The following is an 18,952-nucleotide window of genomic DNA, read 5'->3' on the forward strand; positions in this document are numbered from 1 at the left end:
CGCCGTGCCCCTCTTGCTCCGCCTGCTGTACTCCGGCGCAAGTATCCCTGAGCACGATCGACGGCGCGGCCTGCGGGTGGGTGGTGGGGCGGGTCATCGGGTGCCGTCGGCCGTGAGCTTCTCCAGTGCGGGGACGTCCTTCTCCGTCACCAGAGCGGGTCCCGTGAGCACCGGCTTGCCGCCGCCGATGACGTTGCCGTTGGTCTTGTTGAGCCACAGTTCGTCGACGGCGAGGTAACCCTGGAGGTAGGGCTGCTGGTCGACGGCGAAGCCGATCTCCTTGGCCTTGAGTCGCTTGACGACCTCGGCGTTCAGGTCGAAGGTGTCGATCTCGGCCTCGCTGCCGGCGGTCCGTTTCGCCTGCACCGAGGCGGCCGCGAAGGGGGCACCCAGGGTGACGACCGCGTCGATGTCCTGCCCGCTCTGCAGCTTCGCCTCGATGGAGGAGGTGGAGGCGGGCATGTTGGTGCCGTCCACGTTGAGGTTCTCGACGGTGCCCCCGAAGGTCTTCCGCACGCCCGCGCAGCGCTCCTCCAGCGAGACGTTGCCCTGCTCGTGGATGACGCAGACGGCCTTCTTCCTGCCGCGCTTGTTCAGCTCCTCGCCGACGGCCTCGCCGGCGACCGACTCGTCCTGGCCGATGTGGCTGAGCGCGCCGACCTCCTGGGAGAACCGGCCGCCGGAGTTGATCGTGACGACGGGTATCCCGGCGGCGACCGCCTTCCTGACGACGTCCTTGACCGCCTCCGGCTTGGCGAGGGTGACGACGATGCCGTCGACCTTCTGGTCGATGTACGTCTGGACCAGCTGGGCCTGCTCCTTGCCCTCCTTGTTCGCGGCGTACAGGAACTCGACGTTGTCCTTGGCGGCCGCGTCCTTCGCTCCGCGTTGGACGATGTCCCAGAAGGTGTCGCCCTCGCCGGAGTGGGTCACCATGGCGATCTTCAGCCGCTCGGTGGTCGCGGGCTTGCCGCCGGTGCCGCCTTCGGCCTTCTCCTCGGAGCCCTTGCCGCCGGAGCTGCTGCATCCGGCCACGGCGAGTGCGAGTGCGGCGAGCAGGACTGCTGCCGTGCGGGGTGTGCGCATGGTGGGGTCCGCCTTCTCTCCCGGCCGCCCGGTTGCGGCTGGATGAGTTTCTACGGGGGCGGCGCCACCCCGTCAATACTTTGTCCGAACATTCTTACGCGGACCCGCGGCGGCGGAACAGGCCCGGCCGCGCGCCGTCCGGGTACGTCCGGCTGCGTCCGCCACGCCCGTCCGGCTGTCTCCGGCTGTCTCCGGCTGTCTCCGGCGAGCGTCCGCCCGCACGGCACGGAACGCGCGACGACGCGCCGGTACCGGACGTCGAGACGGGGCGAACGCCGCCCGCTGCGGAACTACGGCCGGACGAGGAGCTGGAACTCGAAGGCGTACCGGGAGGCCCGGTAGACGTGCGAGCCGAACTCGACGGCCCGCCCGGTGTCGTCGAACGTCGTCCGCTGCATCGTCAGCAGCGGGGCGCCGACCTCCTCGCCGAGCAGCCGGGCCTCGTCACCGGAGGCGGCGCACGCCCCGACCGACTGCCGGGCGCTGTGCAGGGAGATGCCCGCGTTGCGCATCATCCGGTAGAGCCCCGTGGACTCCAGCTGCTCGGTGTCCAGCGGCAGCAGCCCCGCAGGCAGATGGTTGCTCAGATGGGCCATCGGCTCGCCGTGGGCCGAGCGCAGCCGCTCCACGAGGTGGACGTCGCTGCCCTCCGGCACCCCGAGGGCCGCCGCGACCTGCGCGGTCGCCGGCTCGACGGTGTTGCGCAGGACCCGGGTGGCGGGCCGCTGCCCCGCCGCCTCCAGGTCGTCGTAGAGACTGCTCAGCTCCAGCGGGCGCTTGACCTGGCTGTGCACGACCTGGGTGCCCACGCCCCGGCGGCGCACCAGCAGCCCCTTGTCGACGAGCGACTGGATGGCCTGGCGGACGGTGGGCCGGGACAGCCCGAGCCTGCCCGCCAGCTCGATCTCGTTGCCGAGGAGGCTGCCGGGCGTGAGCGCGCCGTGCTCGATGGCCGCCTCCAGCTGCTGGGACAGCTGGAAGTACAGCGGAACCGGGCTGGCACGGTCCACGCTGAGCTGGAGCCGCGCGGTGGCGTCCGTCGTGTCTCTCGGCTGCTTGGGCACGCTGCGAGGGTAGTCGCAGGGCCTGATGACGGGAAGTTGTGTCGTTCGGTTGTCAGGACAAATGCTTGACAGGGCCCTTGGGCGGCCTCCACCTTTGGGCCATGCGCATCGGACTCATCGGAACCGGACGTATCGGCGCCTTCCATGCGGGCGTCCTCAGCCGTCATCGCGACGTCGGCGCCCTGGTGGTCGCGGACACCGACGCCCAGCGGGCCCGCGAGGTCGCGGCCCGGATCGACGCCACCGCCGCCCCTTCCGTCGACGAGGTCTTCAAGTGGGGCGTGGACGCCGTCGTCATCGCCTCGGCCACCGCCGCCCACGCCGATCTGATCGGCCGGGCCGCACGTGCCGGGCTCCCCGCCTTCTGCGAGAAGCCGATAGCGCTGGACCTGCCGGGGACCCTGGAGGCGCTGCGCGAGGTCGACGGTGCCGGGACCGAACTCCAGCTCGGCTTCATGCGGCGCTTCGACGCCGGGTACGCCAAGGCCCGCGAGCTGGTGCGCTCGGGCCGGCTCGGCCGGCTGCACACGGTACGGGCCGTCACCGCGGACCCGGCCCCGCCGCCCGCCGCGTACCTGCCGCTGTCCGGCGGGCTCTACCGGGACTGCCTGGTCCACGACTTCGACATCCTGCGCTGGATCACCGGACGGGAGGTCGTGGAGGTGTACGCCACCGGCTCCGACGCGGGGCACGCGATGTTCCGCGAGGCGGGCGACGTCGACACCGCGGCGGCCGTGCTGACGCTCGACGACGGAACGCTGGCGTCGGCCACCGCCACGCGCTGCAACGGCGCCGGCTATGACGTCCGTATGGAGCTGTGCGGCGAGGACGACACGGTCGCCGTCGGCCTGGACGACCGTACGCCGATCACCTCCACGGAGCCGCAGGGACCGCCGCCCGCCGACAAGCCGTGGCCGGGCTTCCTGGAGCGCTTCGCCCCCGCCTACGAGGCCGAACTGGACGCCTTCGTCCGTGTCGCCACCGGCGAGCTGGACAACCCGTGCGACGGCCGGGAGGCGCTGGAGGCACTGCGCGTCGCAGAGGCGTGCGAGCTGTCCCGGCGGGAGCGCCGTCCGGTGCGCCTGGAGGAGGTCCCGGGGCTGTGAGCGCGCCTGCGCCGGTCGCCCGTCACCAGACGACGGGCAGCCGGCGCACGCCGCGGATCAGCAGGCCGGGGAGCCGGTCGAGCGGGGCTCCGGCCGGGTCGGGGGCGAGGCCGGGGCAGCGTTCCAGCAGCGTACGGAGCGCGATCCCGGCATCCAGCCGAGCCGGGGGAGCGCCCAGGCAGTAGTGCGGGATCCTGCGGGACGCACGGCGCCTCGCGCCCGCCGGCGCCTTCACCCGAGGCGCGACGCCGCGCTCGCGATCAGCATGTCCAGAGCCGCCGGATACGCGCTGACGTTCATCTCGGCGACGAGGTACCGCGCCGCCTGGGCGATGTGCGGATGCGTCTCCGCGGGCAGCCGAGCGTACGTGGCCTGCCACACCTCCTCGTCCGCCCGGCGCGCCGCCTCCGGCAGGGCGAGCGCCGCCGCGTCCAGCGCGGCGAAGGCGAGCGTCTGGTCGATGAAGCAGTGGTAGATCCGGACGGCCTCGGGCACCGGGAAGCCCGCACGGTGCAGCACGCCGAGGACGGCCTCGTCCGCGGCGATCTCGTGCGCCCGCCCCGAGACGCGGCTGGCCGTGAGCACCGCCGCCTGCGGATGGGCCAGGTACGCGGCATGGATGCGCAACCCCAGCGCACGCAGGTCCGCGGCCCAGTCGCCGGTGGCGCTCCAGCCCCTGAGAGCCCGGCCGATCAGCTCGTCGCCGACGGCGAGGGTCAGCTCGTCCATGCCGCGGAAGTAGCGGTACAGGGTGCTCGGGTCGGCGCCGAGCGCCGCGCCGAGCCGGCGCGCGGTGAGCCCCTCGCCGCCGTGCTCGCGCAGCATCCGCAGTGCCGTCGTCACGATCAGCTGCTCCGAAAGGACCACACCGGACTTCGTCGGGCGGCGGCGTCTGCGCGCCCCCTCCGGAACCACCTTCTTCGGCAACGCCCTTCCCCTTCACCGCGGTTGAAGCCCGCCCGGCCCGGGCCGGGCGTTCTTATGCCAACGCCATTGACGCTATCAGGGGGCGGTGAGTTTCATCAGGGCCCGGAAGATTCCAGCTGAAGAGGGAAGGGAAGAGGACATGCGCATCTTGCTGGTCGGCGCCGGCGGAGTGGGGACAGCAGTCACCCGGATCGCCGCTCGCCGCGATTTCTTCGAGCACATGGTCGTCGCGGACTACGACGAGGACCGGGCCCGGGCCGCCGTGGCCGGTGTCCCCAGAGCGGGCGGAGGGGCCTCGGCCGGGGCGGGCGACGGCACCGGATCCGCCGACGGCCGGTTCACGGCCGCCCGGATCGACGCCTCGGACGAGGCCGCCGTCCGGGAGCTCCTGGAGCGGGAGCGCTGCGACGTGCTGCTCAACGCGACGGACCCCCGGTTCGTCATGCCGCTCTTCCGGGCCTCACTCGCCGCGGGTGCGAACTACCTCGACATGGCGATGTCCCTGTCGCGGCCGCATCCGCAGCGGCCGTACGAGGAGTGCGGCGTGAAGCTCGGCGACGAGCAGTTCTCGCTGGGCGAGGACTGGTCGGACTCCGGCCGGCTCGCCCTCGTCGGCATGGGGGTGGAGCCCGGTCTGTCGGACGTCTTCGCCCGCCACGCGGCGGACGAGCTCTTCGACTCGATCGAGGAGGTCGGCGTCCGGGACGGCGCGAACCTCACGGTGGACGGCTACGACTTCGCGCCCTCGTTCAGCATCTGGACCACGATCGAGGAGTGCCTGAACCCCCCGGTGGTCTTCGAGACCGGTCGCGGATGGTTCACCACACCGCCGTTCAGCGAGCCGGAGGTGTTCGAGTTCCCCGAGGGGATCGGCCCGGTGGAGTGCGTGAACGTGGAGCACGAGGAGGTGCTGCTCATCCCGCGCTGGGTCGACGCCGACCGCGTCACGTTCAAGTACGGCCTCGGCTCCGACTTCATCAACACCCTGCGGGTCCTGCACCAGATCGGCCTGGACCGTACGGAACCGGTCACCGTGCGCGGCGCCGACGGCCCGGCGCGGGTGTCGCCCCGTGACGTCGTCGCGGCCTGCCTGCCGGACCCGGCCACGCTCGGCGACCGGATGCGGGGCAAGACGTGCGCGGGTACGTGGGTGAAGGGCGTCAAGGACGGGCGGCCGCGCGAGGTGTACCTCTACCACGTCGTCGACAACGAGTGGTCGATGAAGGAGTACGGCAGCCAGGCCGTGGTGTGGCAGACGGCGGTCAACCCGGTCGTCGCCCTGGAACTGCTGGCGACGGGGGCGTGGTCCGGAACGGGCATCCTGGGCCCCGAGGCCTTCGAGGCGCGCCCCTTCCTGGATCTGCTGGAGGACTACGGCTCTCCCTGGGGCATGCGCGAGCAGTGACCGGCGTCGCGAGGGGTGGGAGAGCGGCGCGGCCGGGCCACGGGGCACCGGCCGCGCCGCCTCCGCTCAGGCGAGCACGTTCAGCGCGCCCGGCTGCACCCGCACCGTCACCGGCAGCGTCGCGTCGACCTCGCCGTCCGCGCCGTACGGGAGGCCGCGGTCGGCCTCGATGCGGATCTCCCTGCCGCGCAGCACCTCCACCTCGGGGCGATCCAGGTGCGCTCCCGTCTTGAGCTCGTTCATCATCGCGAAGAACAGCCGCTTGGGTGCGTGCCGGATGACGACGACGTCGAGCACGCCGTCGTCGAGGCTGGCCCCGGGGGCGATGTTGCGGCCGAAGCCGTAGTAGCCGGAGTTGGCCGCGACGACGGTGTAGCCGCGCAGCTCGTGGAGCGCCCCGTCCACGGTGATGCGGTACTCGGCGGGCCGCCACGCGGCAACGGCCCGCAGCCCGCCCGCGTAGTAGGAGGCCGCTCCGCGCAGCAGCTTCGAGGTGTTGGCGTGCCGGTTGGCTACGGCGTCGACGCCCGCGTAGACGCTGCCGAGGACGGACACCCCGGCGTGGACCGACGACTCGACCCGGATGGTGTCGACCGCCCGGGGTGATCCGTCGAGCAGTACGGCGGCGAGGGCGGCGGAGTCGGTGGGCAGGCCCAGCGCCCGGGCGAAGTCGTTGCCGCGCCCGGCGGGTACGAGGCCGAGGACCGTGTCGGTGCCGCTGAGGGCGCCCCCGACGCCGCCCGCCATGCCGTCGCCGCCGACGGCGAGCACGACATGCCCCTTGCGTCCGGCTTCCCGCGCCAGCTCCCGGGCGTGTTCCAGGTTGCGGCTGTACTGGGTGTCGAGCCCGGCTCCGGCCTCCCTCAGGAGGCGGGCCAGCGGAAGCAGGGCCGCCGTGCCGCTGGAGCCGCCCGCGGTGGGGTTGACGACGGCGGTGAACTGTCGCATGAATGCGCCTTTCGGAAGGCAGGGGCCGGTCAGCGGACAGGGATGAGCACACCGGGGTTGAGGATCCCGGAGGGGTCGAGCTCGGCCTTGACGGCCTGGAGAACGCGGACACCGACGGGGCCGATCTCCCGGGTGAACCAGTCGCGGTGGTCGGTGCCGACGCCGTGATGATGGCTGATGGTGCCGCCGGCCGCCAGGATCGCGTCGTTGGCCGCCCGCTTCACCGGCGCCCAGTGGGCGACGGGGTCCTCGCCCTGGGCGGAGACGACGGTGAAGTAGAGCGAGGCCCCGTTCTCGTACACGTGCGAGATGTGGCACATGACCAGCGGCGGGGTGCCCGCCTCGGTGAGGGCGCCCGTGAGTGCCTGGCGCACCGCGTCGTAGAGGCCGGGCAGGGCAGACCAGAAGGCGGCGGTCTCCAGGGTCTCGGCGAAGGCGCCGGCGTCGAGGAGCGCGTCGCGCAGGTACGGCGCGTTGTAGCGGCCGTGGGCCCAGCGCTCGCCCGGCTCCTCGCCGACGAACTCGCCGCCGCAGGCGAGCAGGACCTCGCGGGCGCGGGCGCGCCGGTCGGCGGTGTCCTCGGCGGTGCCCTCGTACCCGGCGATCGCCATGCACCCGGCGGGCTGCGGGGCGCCCTCGCCGCCGATCCGGTCGGGCTGGGCGAGTCCGATGAAGGACTCCGTCTCGTCGGACAGCCGGAGCACGGTCGGGCGGGGGCCGTCCTGGGCGAGCCTGCGGAGCGCGGCGGCGCCCGCCTCGAAGGAGGTGAAGCGCCAGCCTTCGTAGACCCGGGTCTGCGGGAGGGGACGGATCCGGACGGTGACCGAGGTGATCACGCCGAGCGCGCCCTCGGAGCCGAGGACCAGTTGGCGCAGGTCCGGGCCGGCGGCCGAGCGGGGGGCGCGGCCGGCCTCCAGGGTGCCCTCGGGGGTGGCGACGGTGACACCGAGGACCATCTCGTCGAAGCGGCCGTAGCCGGCGGAGGCCTGGCCGCTGGAGCGGGCGGCGGCGAATCCCCCGATCGAGGCCCACTCGTAGGACTGGGGGAAGTGGCCCAGGGTGAAGCCCCGTTCGTTGAGCAGTGCCTCGGCGTGGGGCGCACGCAGTCCGGGCTGGAGCACGGCGGTGCGGGAGACCTCGTCGAGGGCGACGAGTCCGTCGAGCCGGCGCAGGTCCAGGGCGACGAATCCGTGCCCGGCCTCGGGGGCGAGACCGCCGACGACGGAGGTGCCGCCGCCGAACGGCACGACGGCCAGGCCGTGTCCGGCACAGGCCCGCAGCACGGCCAGCACCTCGTCGTGGCTCGCGGGCAGCACGACGGCCGCGGGGATGTCGTCCACCTCGCCGGCGCGGATCCGCAGGAGGTCCGGGGTGGACTTGCCGCGGGTGTGGCGGATCCGGGTCTCCGCGTCGGTGCGTACGTGCGCGGTGTCGCCGACGGCGGCGGTGAGCGCCTCGCGGGCGGCTCCGGTCAGCGCGGAGTCCGGGACGGGGATGTCGCCGAGGCCCGCGGGGCCGCTCTCGCGGGGGATGACGCCGAGCAGATCGCGCAGCAGGCCGATCACCGAGTCGGGCAGCGGCGCCGCCTTGGCCGGGTCGCCCCAGCCGCTCCACAACATGTCCACTTCGTCTGCCCTTCACCGTTCGGTTTCGCGGGGCGCGGTGCCACGCGGCCTGCACTGGCATTACACTGTGACAGATGACGCCCATTCGTCACAACCATGCGGACGGAGATGCCGTGCTCGACGCGGCACGCGATTGCATCCTGGCCGTCGGCGTACGCCGGACCACCCTGACCGACGTGGCCCGGCGCGCCGGTGTGTCACGTATGACCCTGTACCGCCGCTGGCCGGACGTGCGGACTCTCGTCGGCGATCTGATGACCCGGGAGTGGATCGCGCTCGCCGTGGGCGCCATGCCCCCGGCCGATACGGGCGGCCCGACCCGGGGCCGGCTGGTCGACGGACTGGTCGACGGGGTCGCGGCCTTCCGCGCGCACCCGCTGTTCCACAAGATCGTCGACGTCGATCCGGAACTGCTGCTGCCGTACGTACTCGACCGCCGCGGTGCCAGCCAGGACGCGCTCCTCGGACTGATCGCCGGCGCCCTCGCGGAGGGCCACGCCGACGGCTCCGTCCGGCGGCTGCACCCCGACCTGCAGGCCCGGTCGCTGCTGCTGGTCGTGCAGTCCTTCGCCATGTCGCTGCGCACGATGACCGAACCGGACGACCCCGAGCTCACCGACGCGGCCTTCCTCGAAGAGCTGCGGACCCTTCTGGAGAGGACCCTCACGCCATGAGCACTCCGAGTCCCGCCTCCTCCCTGAACGCGGCGCGCCGCGCGCGGGAGCTCGCCGCACTCGCCGACGGCGCCGAGGTCGACGTGCTCGTCGTCGGCCTCGGCGCGACGGGCGCCGGGGCGGCCCTCGACGCCGCCGCGCGGGGACTGTCGGTCGCCGCGATCGACGCCCACGACCTCGCCTTCGGCACCTCCCGGTGGAGCTCCAAGCTCATCCACGGCGGACTGCGCTACCTGGCGAGCGCACAGCTGGACGTCGCCCACGAGAGCGCCGTCGAACGCGGCATCCTCATGGAGCGCACCGCGCCGCATCTGGTGCACGCCCAGCCGTTCGTCCTCCCGCTGACGCCGCTGGTCCCTCGCGCCCAGGCCACGCTGGCCCGGGCCGGCTTCCTGGCCGGCGACCTGCTGCGGGTCTCCGCCCGCACCTCGCGGGCGACCCTGCCCGCGCCGCGCACCCTGTCCGCGGTGGAGACCCGCCACATGGCGCCCGCGCTGCGCCCGACCGGGCTGCGCGGCGGGCTGCTGTCCTGGGACGGCCGGCTCACCGACGACGCCCGGCTCGTGACCGCCGTCGCCAGGACCGCGGCCGCGCACGGCGCCCGGATCCTCACCCGGGTACGCGCGCTCTCCCTCGGCGGCTGGGGCGCGGCCGTGCGCGACGAACTGGCCGGCGAGGAACTGCAGATCCGGGCCCGCACGGTGATCAACGCCACCGGGGTCTGGGCGGGCGGACTCGTCGACGACGTACGGCTGCGGCCCTCCCGGGGCACCCATCTGGTGCTCCGCTCCGAGGTCCTCGGCGGCCTGTCGGCCGGTCTGCACATCCCGGTCCCCGGCGAGACCAACCGCTTCGTCCTCGTCCTGCCCCAGGGCGACGGCCGGGTCTACGTGGGACTGACCGACGAGCCGGTCGACGGCGACGTACCCGACGTGCCGGAGGTGCCCGAGACCGACGTCGGCTTCCTCCTCGACGTCCTCGGCTCCGCGCTCGACGTGTCCGTGGACCGTGCGGACGTGGTCGGGGCCTTCGCCGGGCTGCGCCCGCTGCTGGACACCTCCGGCGCCGGAGGTCCTGGACGTACCGCGGACATCTCGCGCAGGCACGCCGTCCTCACCTCGGGGGACGGTGTGATCACCGTCGTCGGCGGCAAGCTCACCACCTACCGGCGGATGGCCCAGGACGCGGTGGACGCCGCGGTCACGGCACGCGGGCTGCCCGCCGGCGGGTGCCGCACGGCCTCGCTGCCGCTGGTCGGCGCCGCCCGTCCGGACGCGCTCGCCGCACTGGAGGCGCCCCGCCGGCTGGTCCGCCGCTACGGGACCGAGGCCCCGGCCGTCCACGCCCTCGGCCTCGCCGACCCCGAGCTGGCCCGGCCCGTCGTCCCCGGCCATCCCGTCACCGGTGCCGAACTCCTGTGGGCCGTACGGCACGAGGGTGCCCTGGACGAGTCCGACCTCCTCGACCGCCGCACCCGGATCGGCCTGGTGCCGCACGACCGGGAGACCGCGCTGGAGGCCGCGCGAGTGGCACTGGCGCCCCGGGTCTGCTGAAACGGCCGCCCCGCCCGCCGGAGCGGTCGGGGCGGCCGGACCACCGGAGGGGTCTCATCTCGCGGTGGCGTCGGGGCTCACCCCGGCCGGACCCCCAAAGACACCGCACGGCGGTCCGGCCGGATCCGCGTACCTCGCCGGGGGCGGCGAGCCCGGACGCGCCGCACCCCGGTCGCGGGCGCCGGGGCGTAGCCGGCACCGCCGCCTCTACATCCTTCGGTGTAGGGGGGATTCGTCATCCGCCACGACGAACCGCCGCGTGACGGCGCGGACGATGAGGACATGACCAAGACTCTGTCCACCCCGGTCGGCGCGCCGGGCTCCTCGGGCGGCCGGCTGGCCCTGCTCGACGTACTGCGCGGAACGGCGATCCTGGGCACGCTGATGACGAACGTGTGGGTCTTCACGGCGCCCGGCGCGGAATGGGCGAGCCTCACGGGCGCCGGTGGCATGCCGGGGTTCACGTCCCTGCCCGACGGCGCCGAGACCCTCTTCCGGCTCGTGGCGGACGGCAAGTTCCTGGCCATGCTGACGATCATCTTCGGTGTCGGGCTCGCCATCCAGTTCGACTCCGCCGCACGGCGCGGGCTGCCCTGGCCGGGCACGTACCGGGGACGGGCGCTGTTCCTCCTCGCCGAGGGCACCGTCCACTTCGTCCTGGTCTTCGCGTGGGACGTCCTCATGGGATACGCGCTCACGGCGCTGCTCGTCGCCCGGCTGCTGACCCGCTCCGACCGGGCCCGCCGCCGGGTGATGTGGTGGGCGGGCGGTCTGCACCTGCTGCTGATGGGCGGGCTGACGGCGGCCCTGGCCGCAGTCGGGGACGACGGCGGCGCAGGGTCCGGCGGGGACGTCCCGCGCGAGGTCGTCGACCTGTACGCGCACGGCGGATACGCGGACCAGATCGCGTTCCGCCTGGAGAACACGGTCGCCCTGCGTCTGGAGCCGATGCTGACGTTCGGTCTCCTGGTCTTCCTGTTCCTGCTGGGCGTACGGCTGTACCGGGCGGGGGCGTTCGGCGCCGACGCGGCCGGACGGCGCATACGTACCCGGATGCTCTGCTGGGGACTGGGACTCGGCGTACCGCTGACCGGCCTGTCCGTACTCGCCGGACCCGACGGCTTCCTGCTCGAGCGCTGCTGCGCCGCCCCCCTGGTGGCGGTCGGCTACATCGGCCTGATCGGCACCGTCGTGGACCGGGTCCGCCGCGAGGGCCTGCTCACGAAGGGGCTCGCCTCGGTCGGGCGGACGGCCCTGTCGGCCTACGTGCTGCAGAACGTCCTGTGCGTGCTCGTCTCGTACGGCATCGGACTCGGCCTCGCGGAACGGCTCGGCGAGTCGGGCCGGCCCTGGTGGGTGATGGGACTGTGGGCGGCGGTGTGCGCGGTGCTGATGGCGGGCTCCGCGGTGTGGCTGCGGCGGTTCCCCAAGGGGCCGCTGGAGTCCCTGCAGAGCCGGATCCTGCGGCGCTGAGAACCGCGCACCACGGGCATCGGCACCGGACGGCACGGGGGCCGCCCGTCACCGCGGACCGCGGGCCAGGCACCGGTGCGGCGGGGGCGGGACGCACCGGTGCCGTCGGAACCGGTGCGTCCCGGGCGGGCCGACGCCGCGGCCGCCCGTCGGGAAGGGCTCCGTCAGCCGCCGAGCTCCCGGTGCCGGGCCGCCAGCGCCGCCGAGCCCTGCTCGGTGAGCGAGCCGAGGAGCCGCAGCCGGGAGAAGCCCCCGTCCGGGAAGATGTCGATGCGGACGTGCGTGCCGACCGCCGGAGTGTCGAGCACGAAGCGGTGGTTGGTGTCGGGCTGGAGACGGGTGCGCGGCAGGAACTCGTTCCACTCGCCGTCCTCGCCCGTCCTGACGGACAGGGCGGCCCAGCCGGCGGAGTTGCCCTTGAGGTACGCGGTGTCGATCTCGACGGCGCGGATCTCGGACTCGGCCACCAGCCGGTACCGGATCCAGTCGTTGCCCCGGTCGCGGCGGCGCGCGGTCTCCCAGCCGTCGTCCATCTTGCGGGAGCGGCCCGGGGTGATGGTGTTGGCGGGCGGCGAGTAGAAGCGGTTCGAGGCGTCCTGCACGGCACCGCCGTTCTCCAGCGCCACGACGTCGAACGTGCCGAGCGTGGTGAGCCACTTCGGGTCCGGGACGACCTCCCCGTACACGCGCAGCCGTGCGATACCGCCGTCGGGGTGCTGGTTGACGCGCAGATGTGTGAAGCGCTGCTCGGCGGTGACCTCGAAGCCGTTGGCGGCGTGACCGCCCACGGGGGTGCGGGGCACCAGGGTCGTCCACTTCACGCCCTCGGAGAGCAGTTCCTCCGGGGTGGGCGCTCCCTCGGCCCCTTCCCAGGTGGTGCCCTCGACGGACACGGCCTGCGGCATGTTGCCGCGGAAGTGCGCGGTGTCGACGACGATGCCGCGGATCACGCCGGGCGCGCCGAGGCGGATCAGCGCCCAGTCGTGGGCGTCGGCCGTCGGCCAGGGCTGCTCGGCCGAGACACCGCGGCGGCGCCGTGTCTCCCAGCCGTCCATGATCTTGCCCTTGTGGCCGAAGTGCTCGGGGTCGAACTCGGCGGGCTCGGGCACCAGCAGGTTCTCCCGCTGGGCGAAGAACTCGTCGTTCGCGGCGATCACTCCCGCGCCGAGCCGGCGGTCGGCCAGGTTCGCGAGACCGGTGAACGGGAAGTCCGCGGTGCGGTAGTCGGCGTACGGGTCGCCGCCCCCGTACGGGTGCGCGTTGCCGGTGAAGGACGGTATCGCCACGGTGTCAGTCGTTCCTTTCGAGCAGCCGGCCGGTGGGCTCGGCGACGGTGCCGTTCTCCACGATCCGCGTGCCGCGCAGCCATGTCGACTTGACGACACCGTGCAGGGTCCTGCCCGCGTAGGCGGTGACCCGGTTGCGGTGGTGGAGTTCGGCGGGGTCGACGGTGAAGGTCTCGTCGGGGGCGAGTACGGCGAAGTCGGCGTCGCGTCCGGCCTCGACGGCCCCCTTCCGCGTGAGGCCGGCGAGCTCCGCCGGGGCGGCGGACATCCAGCGGGCGACGTCCTCCAGGGTGTGGCCGCGCCTGCGGGCCTCGGTCCAGATCGCGGGCAGTCCCAGCTGGAGCGAGGAGATCCCGCCCCAGGCGGAGGCGAAGTCCGGGGTCTTCAGGTCGCCGGTGCACGGCGAGTGGTCGGAGACGACGCAGTCGATCGTGCCGTCGGCGAGCCCCTGCCAGAGCACGTCCTGGTTCCGCGCCTCGCGGATCGGCGGGCAGCACTTGAACTCGGTGGCGCCGTCGGGGACTTCCTCTGCGGTGAGGGTGAGGAAGTGCGGACAGGACTCGACGGTGATCCGTACGCCCTCGGCCTTGGCGGCCGCGATCAGCGGCAGCGCATCGCCGGAGGACAGGTGCAGCACGTGCACCCGGGCGTCCAGGCGCCGGGCCTGGGCGACGAGGTTCGCGATCGCCGTGTTCTCCGCGTCGCGGGGGCGGGAGGCGAGGAAGTCGGCGTACCGGGGGCCCGGCCGCTGGGGCGCGGCCGCCAGGTGGTGCGGGTCCTCGGCGTGGACGATCAGCAGCCCGCCGAAGCCGGCGATCTCGGCCAGGGAGCGGGCGAGCTGCTCCTGGTCGAGCTCGGGGAACTCCTCGACGCCGGACGGGGACAGGAAGCACTTGAAGCCGAAGACGCCGGCGTCGTACAGCGGCCGGAGATCCGCGACGTTGCCGGGGAGCGCCCCGCCCCAGAACCCGGTGTCCACATGCGCCTTGGGCCGCGCCACGTCCTGCTTGACGCGCAGGTTGCCGACCGTGGTCGTGGGTGGGAGGGAGTTCAGCGGCATGTCCAGCAGCGTGGTGATGCCGCCCGCGGCGGCCGCGCGGGTGGCGGTCCAGAAGCCCTCCCACTCGGTGCGGCCGGGATCGTTGACGTGGACGTGGGTGTCGACGAGGCCGGGCAGGACGACGTGGTCGCCGACGTCCTCGAGCCGGGCGCCGGGCGGCACCTCGGCGTCGTGCGGAAGCACCGCCGCGATCCTTCCGGCGGCGACGGCGATCGACGCGGGGCGCGTGCCGCCGGGGGTGACGACCCGTGTCGAGCGCAGCACCAGATCCACGTCCGTGACGTGCGTGTCGGACACCCTGCCCCTCACTTCCGTACCGCGGTGCTTCCGCACAGCGAAATTCAACGAACTGTTGAAGAAGTCTTCCCCTCCGCCCCCGGACAGTCAAGACCTCCCGAGGTCCTCCCGAGTGCGTTCGCAACGATCAGAGGTTTCCACAAAGTGGAACTATAATTTCGACAAGCAGAACGTAGTTATGCACACAGGCAGCACCGCGGGACCATCGGGGATGACCGGCCACACACGGACAAACGCGCCCTGACCCGCATCGACGCCCCCGCGCGGGCGGTGTGCGCCACAGCACCGCCCGGTAGGCTGCTGCCTTGCCCGCCCGCCTGAAAGGACCGTTGACGTGCCGACGTCCAGCGCCAGCACCACCGACGCCGCAAAGCCCGCCGCGAACAGCGGCGGTGTGCAGTCCCTCGAGCGCGCCTTCGACCTGCTCGAGCGGATGGCCGATGCCGGGGGCGAGGTCGGGCTGAGCGAACTCTCCGCGAGCAGCGGGCTCCCGCTGCCCACGATCCACCGGCTCATGCGCACCCTGGTCGCCTGCGGCTACGTCCGCCAGCAGCCGAACCGCCGCTACGCCCTCGGCCCCCGCCTGATCCGCCTCGGCGAGAGCGCGTCCCGGCTGCTCGGCACCTGGGCCCGCCCGTACCTCGCCCGCCTCGTCGAGGAGACCGGCGAGACCGCGAACATGGCACTGCTCGACGGTGACGAGATCGTCTACGTGGCGCAGGTGCCGTCCAAGCACTCGATGCGGATGTTCACCGAGGTCGGGCGCCGGGTGCTGCCGCACTCGACCGGCGTGGGCAAGGCGCTTCTCGCCCACTTCCCGGCGGACGAGGTACGGGCGCTGCTCACCCGCACCGGCATGCCGGCCGCGACGGAGAAGACCATCACCACGCCCGACGGCTTCCTGGAGGCGCTGCAGCAGGTCCGCCGCGCGGGCTACGCCGTCGACGACAACGAGCAGGAGATCGGGGTGCGCTGCCTCGCCGTCCCGGTACCCGACTCCCCCACGGCCGCGGCGATCTCCATCTCCGGCCCGGCGGGCCGGGTGACGGAGGCCGCGACGGAGAAGATCGTCCCGGTCCTCCAGACGGTGGCGAAGGAACTCGCGGAGGCCCTGGCGAACACGTCGGCACCGCGGGAGTAGCGACCGCACGCGACCACGGCGGCACGGGAGCAGGCACCGCACACGACCACGGCGGCACGGGAGCAGGCACCGCACACGACCACCGGCCCGCACCGGCAGAGGCCGCGGAAGCGAGTACCGGCCCGCACCGGCAGAGGCCGCGGAAGCGAGCACCGCAGACGAACAGCCGCCGCACGCGCCCCCGCCGGGCCTGCCGCCTGCTACTCCGCCACGATGCGCTCGACCGCGGCCGTCACCAGTCGCTCCCGCTCCGCCTCCGTGAAGACGTCCGGCAGGGTGAGCTGCTCGACGATCAGCCAGTTCAGAGCGAGGATCAGCAGCTTCACCGCCATCGCGTCGCCGGGAAGGCCCGAGGCCTCGTGGTAGGCGATGTTGGCGTCGACATCGGCCCGGACCCGCTCGGTGAGGACCTCGCGCAGCGCGGGCCGGCGGGTGGCCTCCAGGCGGAGCTCGAGCAGTGCCAGGTAGCCGGTACGGAAGGCGGCGACGCGGCCGACGAGTTCGCGCATCAGCTCCGCGTAGGTCCCCCGGTCGCGCCCGGCCGTCCGCTGGCGGGCGATCGTGGCCTCGTCCGGCTGGAGCCGCTCGTAGACCCGGGCTCCGGCCTGCGTGAGCAGCTCGTCGCGGCTGGCGAAGTAGTTGGACGCGGTGCCCGCGGGGACGGCGGCCTCGCCGTCCACCGCACGGAACGTCAGACCTCGAGCGCCTTCCCTGGCCAGCACCTCGATCGCGGCGTCGACGAGGGCCGCACGCCGCTGGTCGTTACGCCTCACCATCGGCCCACCGCTCCGTCCACAGCACCGCCTTCAGACCACTTCAGTCAGAGTACTACGCGCTGTGGCGAGCGCTGCCCGATGCGGCACCGGGCCACCCCGTCCAGGGCGCCGTCCGCGCGCAGGCCGAGGGCGCGGAACGCGCGCCGGGCCGCTCAGCATCGGCGCCGGGCCACCACCATCGCGCAGCGCGGAGTGCCGTCGGAGCGTCGTCCGAGTCCTTCGAGAGGGGACAACTCCACGTCGAAGCCGACCTGCCGGAGCTCCGCGAGCACCTCACCGATCGGGAACGTGCGGTAGTACATGACGAAGGCGGGCCGCCACACCCGGTTGCGTACGCGCATCACGGCGTCGAAGCCGAGCATCGCCCAGTACGGCAAGGTCCCGAGGTGCGGCGGCGCTCCGACGGGGAACGCGAACACGCCGCCGGGGCGCAGCGCGGAGTGCACCTGGGCGAAGAGTCCGGAACGTTCGCGCGGCAGGAAGTGCCCGAAGGCGCCGAAGCTCACGGCGAGGTCGAAGACCGGGCGGAACGGCAGGGCGCGGGCGTCGGCGCGGACCCAGTCCGCCGCGGGATGGGCCCGGCGGGCCTCACGCAGCATCCCGGCACTGAAGTCGACGCCGACGACCCGCTCCTCGCAGAGTCCGCGCAGCACTCGCGCGCCCGCCCCCGTGCCGCAACAGACGTCCAGCCCGAAGCGGAACGGACCGAACGCCCGCAGCGCGTCGGCGGTCTCGTCGAGAACGCGGTCCGGGGTACGGAACGGGGTCAGGTCGAACTTGGGCGCGAGCAGGTCGTATCCGCGCTCGACCGATGACAGTGCCTGCACGGCGAGTTCGCGGAGGGTGGGGCCCTGGGAGGTGAACATCGACTCCCAGCGTAGTCAGCGCGGGCGCGGGAGAGTCACGGATGCGAGAAAGTCACGGGCGTGGGAAGCCGCGGGCGCGCGACGTCACGCGAGGGACGGTGCCGTCCGCGTGGATACGGAGCCGGCCGTCCGCGCGCACTCAGCCCTTCGGCTCGCCGAACAGTTCCACGGCGTTCCGTACGTTCGTCAGTCCGGCCGCCAGTGCGCTGACCGAGCCGACCGCTCCGGCGACCAGCAGCAGGGACCGGCGGAGCCGCCGGATCTCCGGCACGCCGCTCAGCGCCATCGCGTCCATGGCCGCCAGTTCGTCCTCCGCGATGCCGCGGTCTGCGAACTCGGCCGGATGGCCGGCGAGTTCGCGTCGGAGCCGGGAGACGGCGGCACGCAGCTCCGTCACCCTCGGATCCTCGCCACTCCGTGTCTCCCGCGTCTGCCCCACACTCCGCAACAAAGCCCCCCTCGCACGTCGCTGTGCTGCCCGGTGAACGCCCGCCGGAGGGTGGTCGAACACCTGGGGTCGCGGGCCAGTTAACGCCATTCCGTAAGCGCTCCGCCACTCCGTGGTACGAAATTCAGCTCGACGGGTCCGCTTCCGGCGACCGCGACCCGCACGGCGCCGCACCGGCTGCCGCGCGGTCCGCCCCCCGGTGTCGCGGGGCGGGTCCGTCCGCCGGGCCGGGTCGACACACCACAGCGCCGCCCGATGGGGTAAGCAGGAAGCATGGCTCACACTTCAGACAAGCCGCAGGTCGCGGGGTTGGTGCTGGCAGCGGGCGGAGGACGCCGGCTGGGCGGCCGCCCGAAGGCACTGCTGGAGCACCGAGGACGCCCCCTGGTGGAGAACGCGGTGCGGGTCCTGCGAGCGGGCGGCTGCCGGTCCGTGCACGTGGTGCTGGGCGCGGCGGCGGAGGAGGTGACGAGGCGGGCCGATCTGGCCGGCTGCGTCGTGGCCGTGAACCCGGACTGGGAGGAGGGGATGGGCTCCTCGTTGCGCGTGGGCCTGGCGTCGCTCGCCACGGGGGGCGCGGGACACGACGCGGCCCTGGTGTCGCTGGTGGACCAGCCCGGCATCGGGGCGGCGGCCGTGGCCCGGATCGTGGCGGCGTGCGACTCGCCCTCCGCGCTGGTGTCGGCGGCGTACGACGGACGCCGGGGCCATCCGGTGCTGTTCGGCGCCCGGCACTGGGAGGCCGCGGCGGCGCGCGCCTCGGGCGACCGCGGCGCCAGGGACTACCTGGCGGAGCACGAGACGGAGATCGCGCTCGTCGAATGCGGGGACGTGGCGGAGGCGTACGACATCGACACACCGGAGGATCTGGCGCGCCTCGAGTGAGCCGGACGGGGCCGGGCATCCGGGCCCCGGGACGCCGCGCACCGTCCCGCCGCCCCGGAGGTGCGGAGGCCCGGCGCACGCGCCCCGGCGCGGCGGCGTCGCGTCACGTGAGGAACCTGGCACCGAGCGCCACGATATGTCGACCAGAAGAATCTCGACATCAACAAAACATTGAACTTCCACCATGCGGTAACTACTATCCACTGATCAGAAGCGCCTGACCCGTGAACGGCGCCCTCGGCCGCATCGCAGCAGCCCTGGCACCGAGTGCCACCCCACTGTGCTCCGCAGCCACCCGTACCGCCCGTGAAGCTCGCTGAAGGAAGTGACAG

General features: G+C 73.4%; 17 protein-coding genes and 1 pseudogene. 7 read left to right on the plus strand and 11 right to left on the minus strand.

From position 1 onward, the window contains the following. Positions 1 to 93: 93 nt before the first annotated feature. Both FEF34_RS06705 and FEF34_RS06710 read right to left on the minus strand, forming a co-directional pair. Positions 94 to 1,086, minus strand: coding sequence for a sugar ABC transporter substrate-binding protein (locus tag FEF34_RS06705; RefSeq protein WP_138052302.1), 993 nt, complete (start codon positions 1,084 to 1,086; stop codon positions 94 to 96). Positions 1,087 to 1,376: 290 nt separating this feature from the next. Further along, on the minus strand, positions 1,377 to 2,096 hold the full coding sequence (locus FEF34_RS06710; RefSeq protein WP_138057331.1) for a GntR family transcriptional regulator: 720 nt from the start codon (positions 2,094 to 2,096) through the stop codon (positions 1,377 to 1,379). A gap of 155 nt (positions 2,097 to 2,251) precedes the next feature. On the opposite strand from FEF34_RS06710, the gene FEF34_RS06715 reads away from it, so the two are divergent. After that, entirely contained in the window at positions 2,252 to 3,256 is a 1,005-nt protein-coding gene (locus FEF34_RS06715) for a Gfo/Idh/MocA family protein (protein ID WP_138052303.1), read from the plus strand. A 22-nt stretch (positions 3,257 to 3,278) separates the two neighbouring features. Here the strand turns inward: FEF34_RS06715 and FEF34_RS06720 are convergent. Continuing rightward, positions 3,279 to 3,443: pseudogene (locus tag FEF34_RS06720) on the minus strand (cytochrome P450); the annotation flags it as partial. A gap of 44 nt (positions 3,444 to 3,487) precedes the next feature. Further along, complete coding sequence (locus tag FEF34_RS06725; RefSeq protein ID WP_138052304.1) at positions 3,488 to 4,183, minus strand: TetR/AcrR family transcriptional regulator; 696 nt, start codon at positions 4,181 to 4,183, stop codon at positions 3,488 to 3,490. A 139-nt stretch (positions 4,184 to 4,322) separates the two neighbouring features. On the opposite strand from FEF34_RS06725, the gene FEF34_RS06730 reads away from it, so the two are divergent. Then, positions 4,323 to 5,588 (plus strand): saccharopine dehydrogenase family protein, encoded by a 1,266-nt coding sequence (locus FEF34_RS06730; RefSeq protein WP_138052305.1) that lies wholly within the window; start codon positions 4,323 to 4,325, stop codon positions 5,586 to 5,588. A 66-nt stretch (positions 5,589 to 5,654) separates the two neighbouring features. On the opposite strand, the gene FEF34_RS06735 is transcribed toward FEF34_RS06730, so the two are convergent. Together FEF34_RS06735 and FEF34_RS06740 are read right to left on the minus strand one after the other, a co-directional pair. Then, the gene (locus tag FEF34_RS06735) at positions 5,655 to 6,536 is read right to left on the minus strand and encodes a YegS/Rv2252/BmrU family lipid kinase (RefSeq protein WP_138052306.1); all 882 of its coding nucleotides are present in this window, start codon (positions 6,534 to 6,536) and stop codon (positions 5,655 to 5,657) included. Between the two features lie 29 nt (positions 6,537 to 6,565). Continuing rightward, positions 6,566 to 8,161 carry an FAD-binding oxidoreductase gene (locus FEF34_RS06740; protein WP_138052307.1) on the minus strand — a complete coding sequence of 532 codons (1,596 nt, stop codon included), beginning with the start codon at positions 8,159 to 8,161 and terminating at the stop codon, positions 6,566 to 6,568. Positions 8,162 to 8,235: 74 nt separating this feature from the next. Here FEF34_RS06740 and FEF34_RS06745 point away from each other — a divergent pair, with 74 nt between their 5' ends. From FEF34_RS06745 to FEF34_RS06755, 3 genes are all read left to right on the plus strand, one after another. Beyond that, a complete protein-coding gene (locus FEF34_RS06745) occupies positions 8,236 to 8,835 on the plus strand; it encodes a TetR/AcrR family transcriptional regulator (RefSeq protein WP_138052308.1) in 600 nt (199 codons plus the stop codon). Continuing rightward, positions 8,832 to 10,388, plus strand: a complete 1,557-nt coding sequence (locus tag FEF34_RS06750) for a glycerol-3-phosphate dehydrogenase/oxidase (protein WP_138052309.1) — start codon at positions 8,832 to 8,834, stop codon at positions 10,386 to 10,388. The genes FEF34_RS06745 and FEF34_RS06750 overlap by 4 nt, the downstream gene beginning before the upstream one ends. Positions 10,389 to 10,670: 282 nt before the next feature. Then, positions 10,671 to 11,861: a DUF418 domain-containing protein gene (locus FEF34_RS06755; RefSeq protein ID WP_138052310.1), complete on the plus strand. Its 1,191-nt coding sequence runs from the start codon at positions 10,671 to 10,673 to the stop codon at positions 11,859 to 11,861. Between the two features lie 164 nt (positions 11,862 to 12,025). Here FEF34_RS06755 and alc read toward each other — a convergent pair whose 3' ends face one another. Then, a complete protein-coding gene (gene alc / locus FEF34_RS06760; RefSeq protein ID WP_138052311.1) occupies positions 12,026 to 13,147 on the minus strand; it encodes an allantoicase in 1,122 nt (373 codons plus the stop codon). A gap of 4 nt (positions 13,148 to 13,151) precedes the next feature. Further along, positions 13,152 to 14,504, minus strand: a complete 1,353-nt coding sequence (allB, locus tag FEF34_RS06765; RefSeq protein WP_138052312.1) for an allantoinase AllB — start codon at positions 14,502 to 14,504, stop codon at positions 13,152 to 13,154. A 334-nt stretch (positions 14,505 to 14,838) separates the two neighbouring features. Here allB and FEF34_RS06770 point away from each other — a divergent pair, with 334 nt between their 5' ends. After that, on the plus strand, positions 14,839 to 15,645 hold the full coding sequence (locus FEF34_RS06770) for an IclR family transcriptional regulator (protein WP_138052313.1): 807 nt from the start codon (positions 14,839 to 14,841) through the stop codon (positions 15,643 to 15,645). 200 nt (positions 15,646 to 15,845) lie between these two features. Here FEF34_RS06770 and FEF34_RS06775 read toward each other — a convergent pair whose 3' ends face one another. The 3 genes from FEF34_RS06775 to FEF34_RS06785 form a co-directional block, all read right to left on the minus strand. Beyond that, complete coding sequence (locus FEF34_RS06775; RefSeq protein ID WP_138052314.1) at positions 15,846 to 16,421, minus strand: TetR/AcrR family transcriptional regulator; 576 nt, start codon at positions 16,419 to 16,421, stop codon at positions 15,846 to 15,848. A gap of 152 nt (positions 16,422 to 16,573) precedes the next feature. Continuing rightward, on the minus strand, positions 16,574 to 17,287 hold the full coding sequence (locus FEF34_RS06780) for a class I SAM-dependent methyltransferase (RefSeq protein WP_138052315.1): 714 nt from the start codon (positions 17,285 to 17,287) through the stop codon (positions 16,574 to 16,576). Between the two features lie 139 nt (positions 17,288 to 17,426). After that, on the minus strand, positions 17,427 to 17,738 hold the full coding sequence (locus FEF34_RS06785; RefSeq protein ID WP_171052851.1) for a DUF5955 family protein: 312 nt from the start codon (positions 17,736 to 17,738) through the stop codon (positions 17,427 to 17,429). 270 nt (positions 17,739 to 18,008) lie between these two features. Between FEF34_RS06785 and FEF34_RS06790 the strand changes: the two genes are divergently transcribed. Further along, on the plus strand, positions 18,009 to 18,620 hold the full coding sequence (locus tag FEF34_RS06790) for a nucleotidyltransferase family protein (RefSeq protein ID WP_171052852.1): 612 nt from the start codon (positions 18,009 to 18,011) through the stop codon (positions 18,618 to 18,620). Positions 18,621 to 18,952: the final 332 nt, after the last annotated feature.

The sequence above is a fragment of the Streptomyces marianii genome (assembly GCF_005795905.1).
In the GTDB taxonomy this organism is placed as follows: domain Bacteria; phylum Actinomycetota; class Actinomycetes; order Streptomycetales; family Streptomycetaceae; genus Streptomyces; species Streptomyces marianii.

What these genes read in the sequence shown, in the direction of transcription:
- FEF34_RS06715 (WP_138052303.1), top strand. Translation starts at nt 2,252, where the DNA reads ATGCGCATCGGACTCATCGGAACCGGACGTATCGGCGCCTTCCATGCG.
- FEF34_RS06780 (WP_138052315.1), bottom strand. Translation starts at nt 17,287, where the DNA reads ATGTTCACCTCCCAGGGCCCCACCCTCCGCGAACTCGCCGTGCAGGCA.
- FEF34_RS06775 (WP_138052314.1), bottom strand. Translation starts at nt 16,421, where the DNA reads ATGGTGAGGCGTAACGACCAGCGGCGTGCGGCCCTCGTCGACGCCGCG.
- FEF34_RS06705 (WP_138052302.1), bottom strand. Translation starts at nt 1,086, where the DNA reads ATGCGCACACCCCGCACGGCAGCAGTCCTGCTCGCCGCACTCGCACTC.
- FEF34_RS06790 (WP_171052852.1), top strand. Translation starts at nt 18,009, where the DNA reads ATGGCTCACACTTCAGACAAGCCGCAGGTCGCGGGGTTGGTGCTGGCA.
- FEF34_RS06750 (WP_138052309.1), top strand. Translation starts at nt 8,832, where the DNA reads ATGAGCACTCCGAGTCCCGCCTCCTCCCTGAACGCGGCGCGCCGCGCG.
- FEF34_RS06745 (WP_138052308.1), top strand. Translation starts at nt 8,236, where the DNA reads ATGACGCCCATTCGTCACAACCATGCGGACGGAGATGCCGTGCTCGAC.
- FEF34_RS06730 (WP_138052305.1), top strand. Translation starts at nt 4,323, where the DNA reads ATGCGCATCTTGCTGGTCGGCGCCGGCGGAGTGGGGACAGCAGTCACC.
- FEF34_RS06755 (WP_138052310.1), top strand. Translation starts at nt 10,671, where the DNA reads ATGACCAAGACTCTGTCCACCCCGGTCGGCGCGCCGGGCTCCTCGGGC.
- FEF34_RS06735 (WP_138052306.1), bottom strand. Translation starts at nt 6,536, where the DNA reads ATGCGACAGTTCACCGCCGTCGTCAACCCCACCGCGGGCGGCTCCAGC.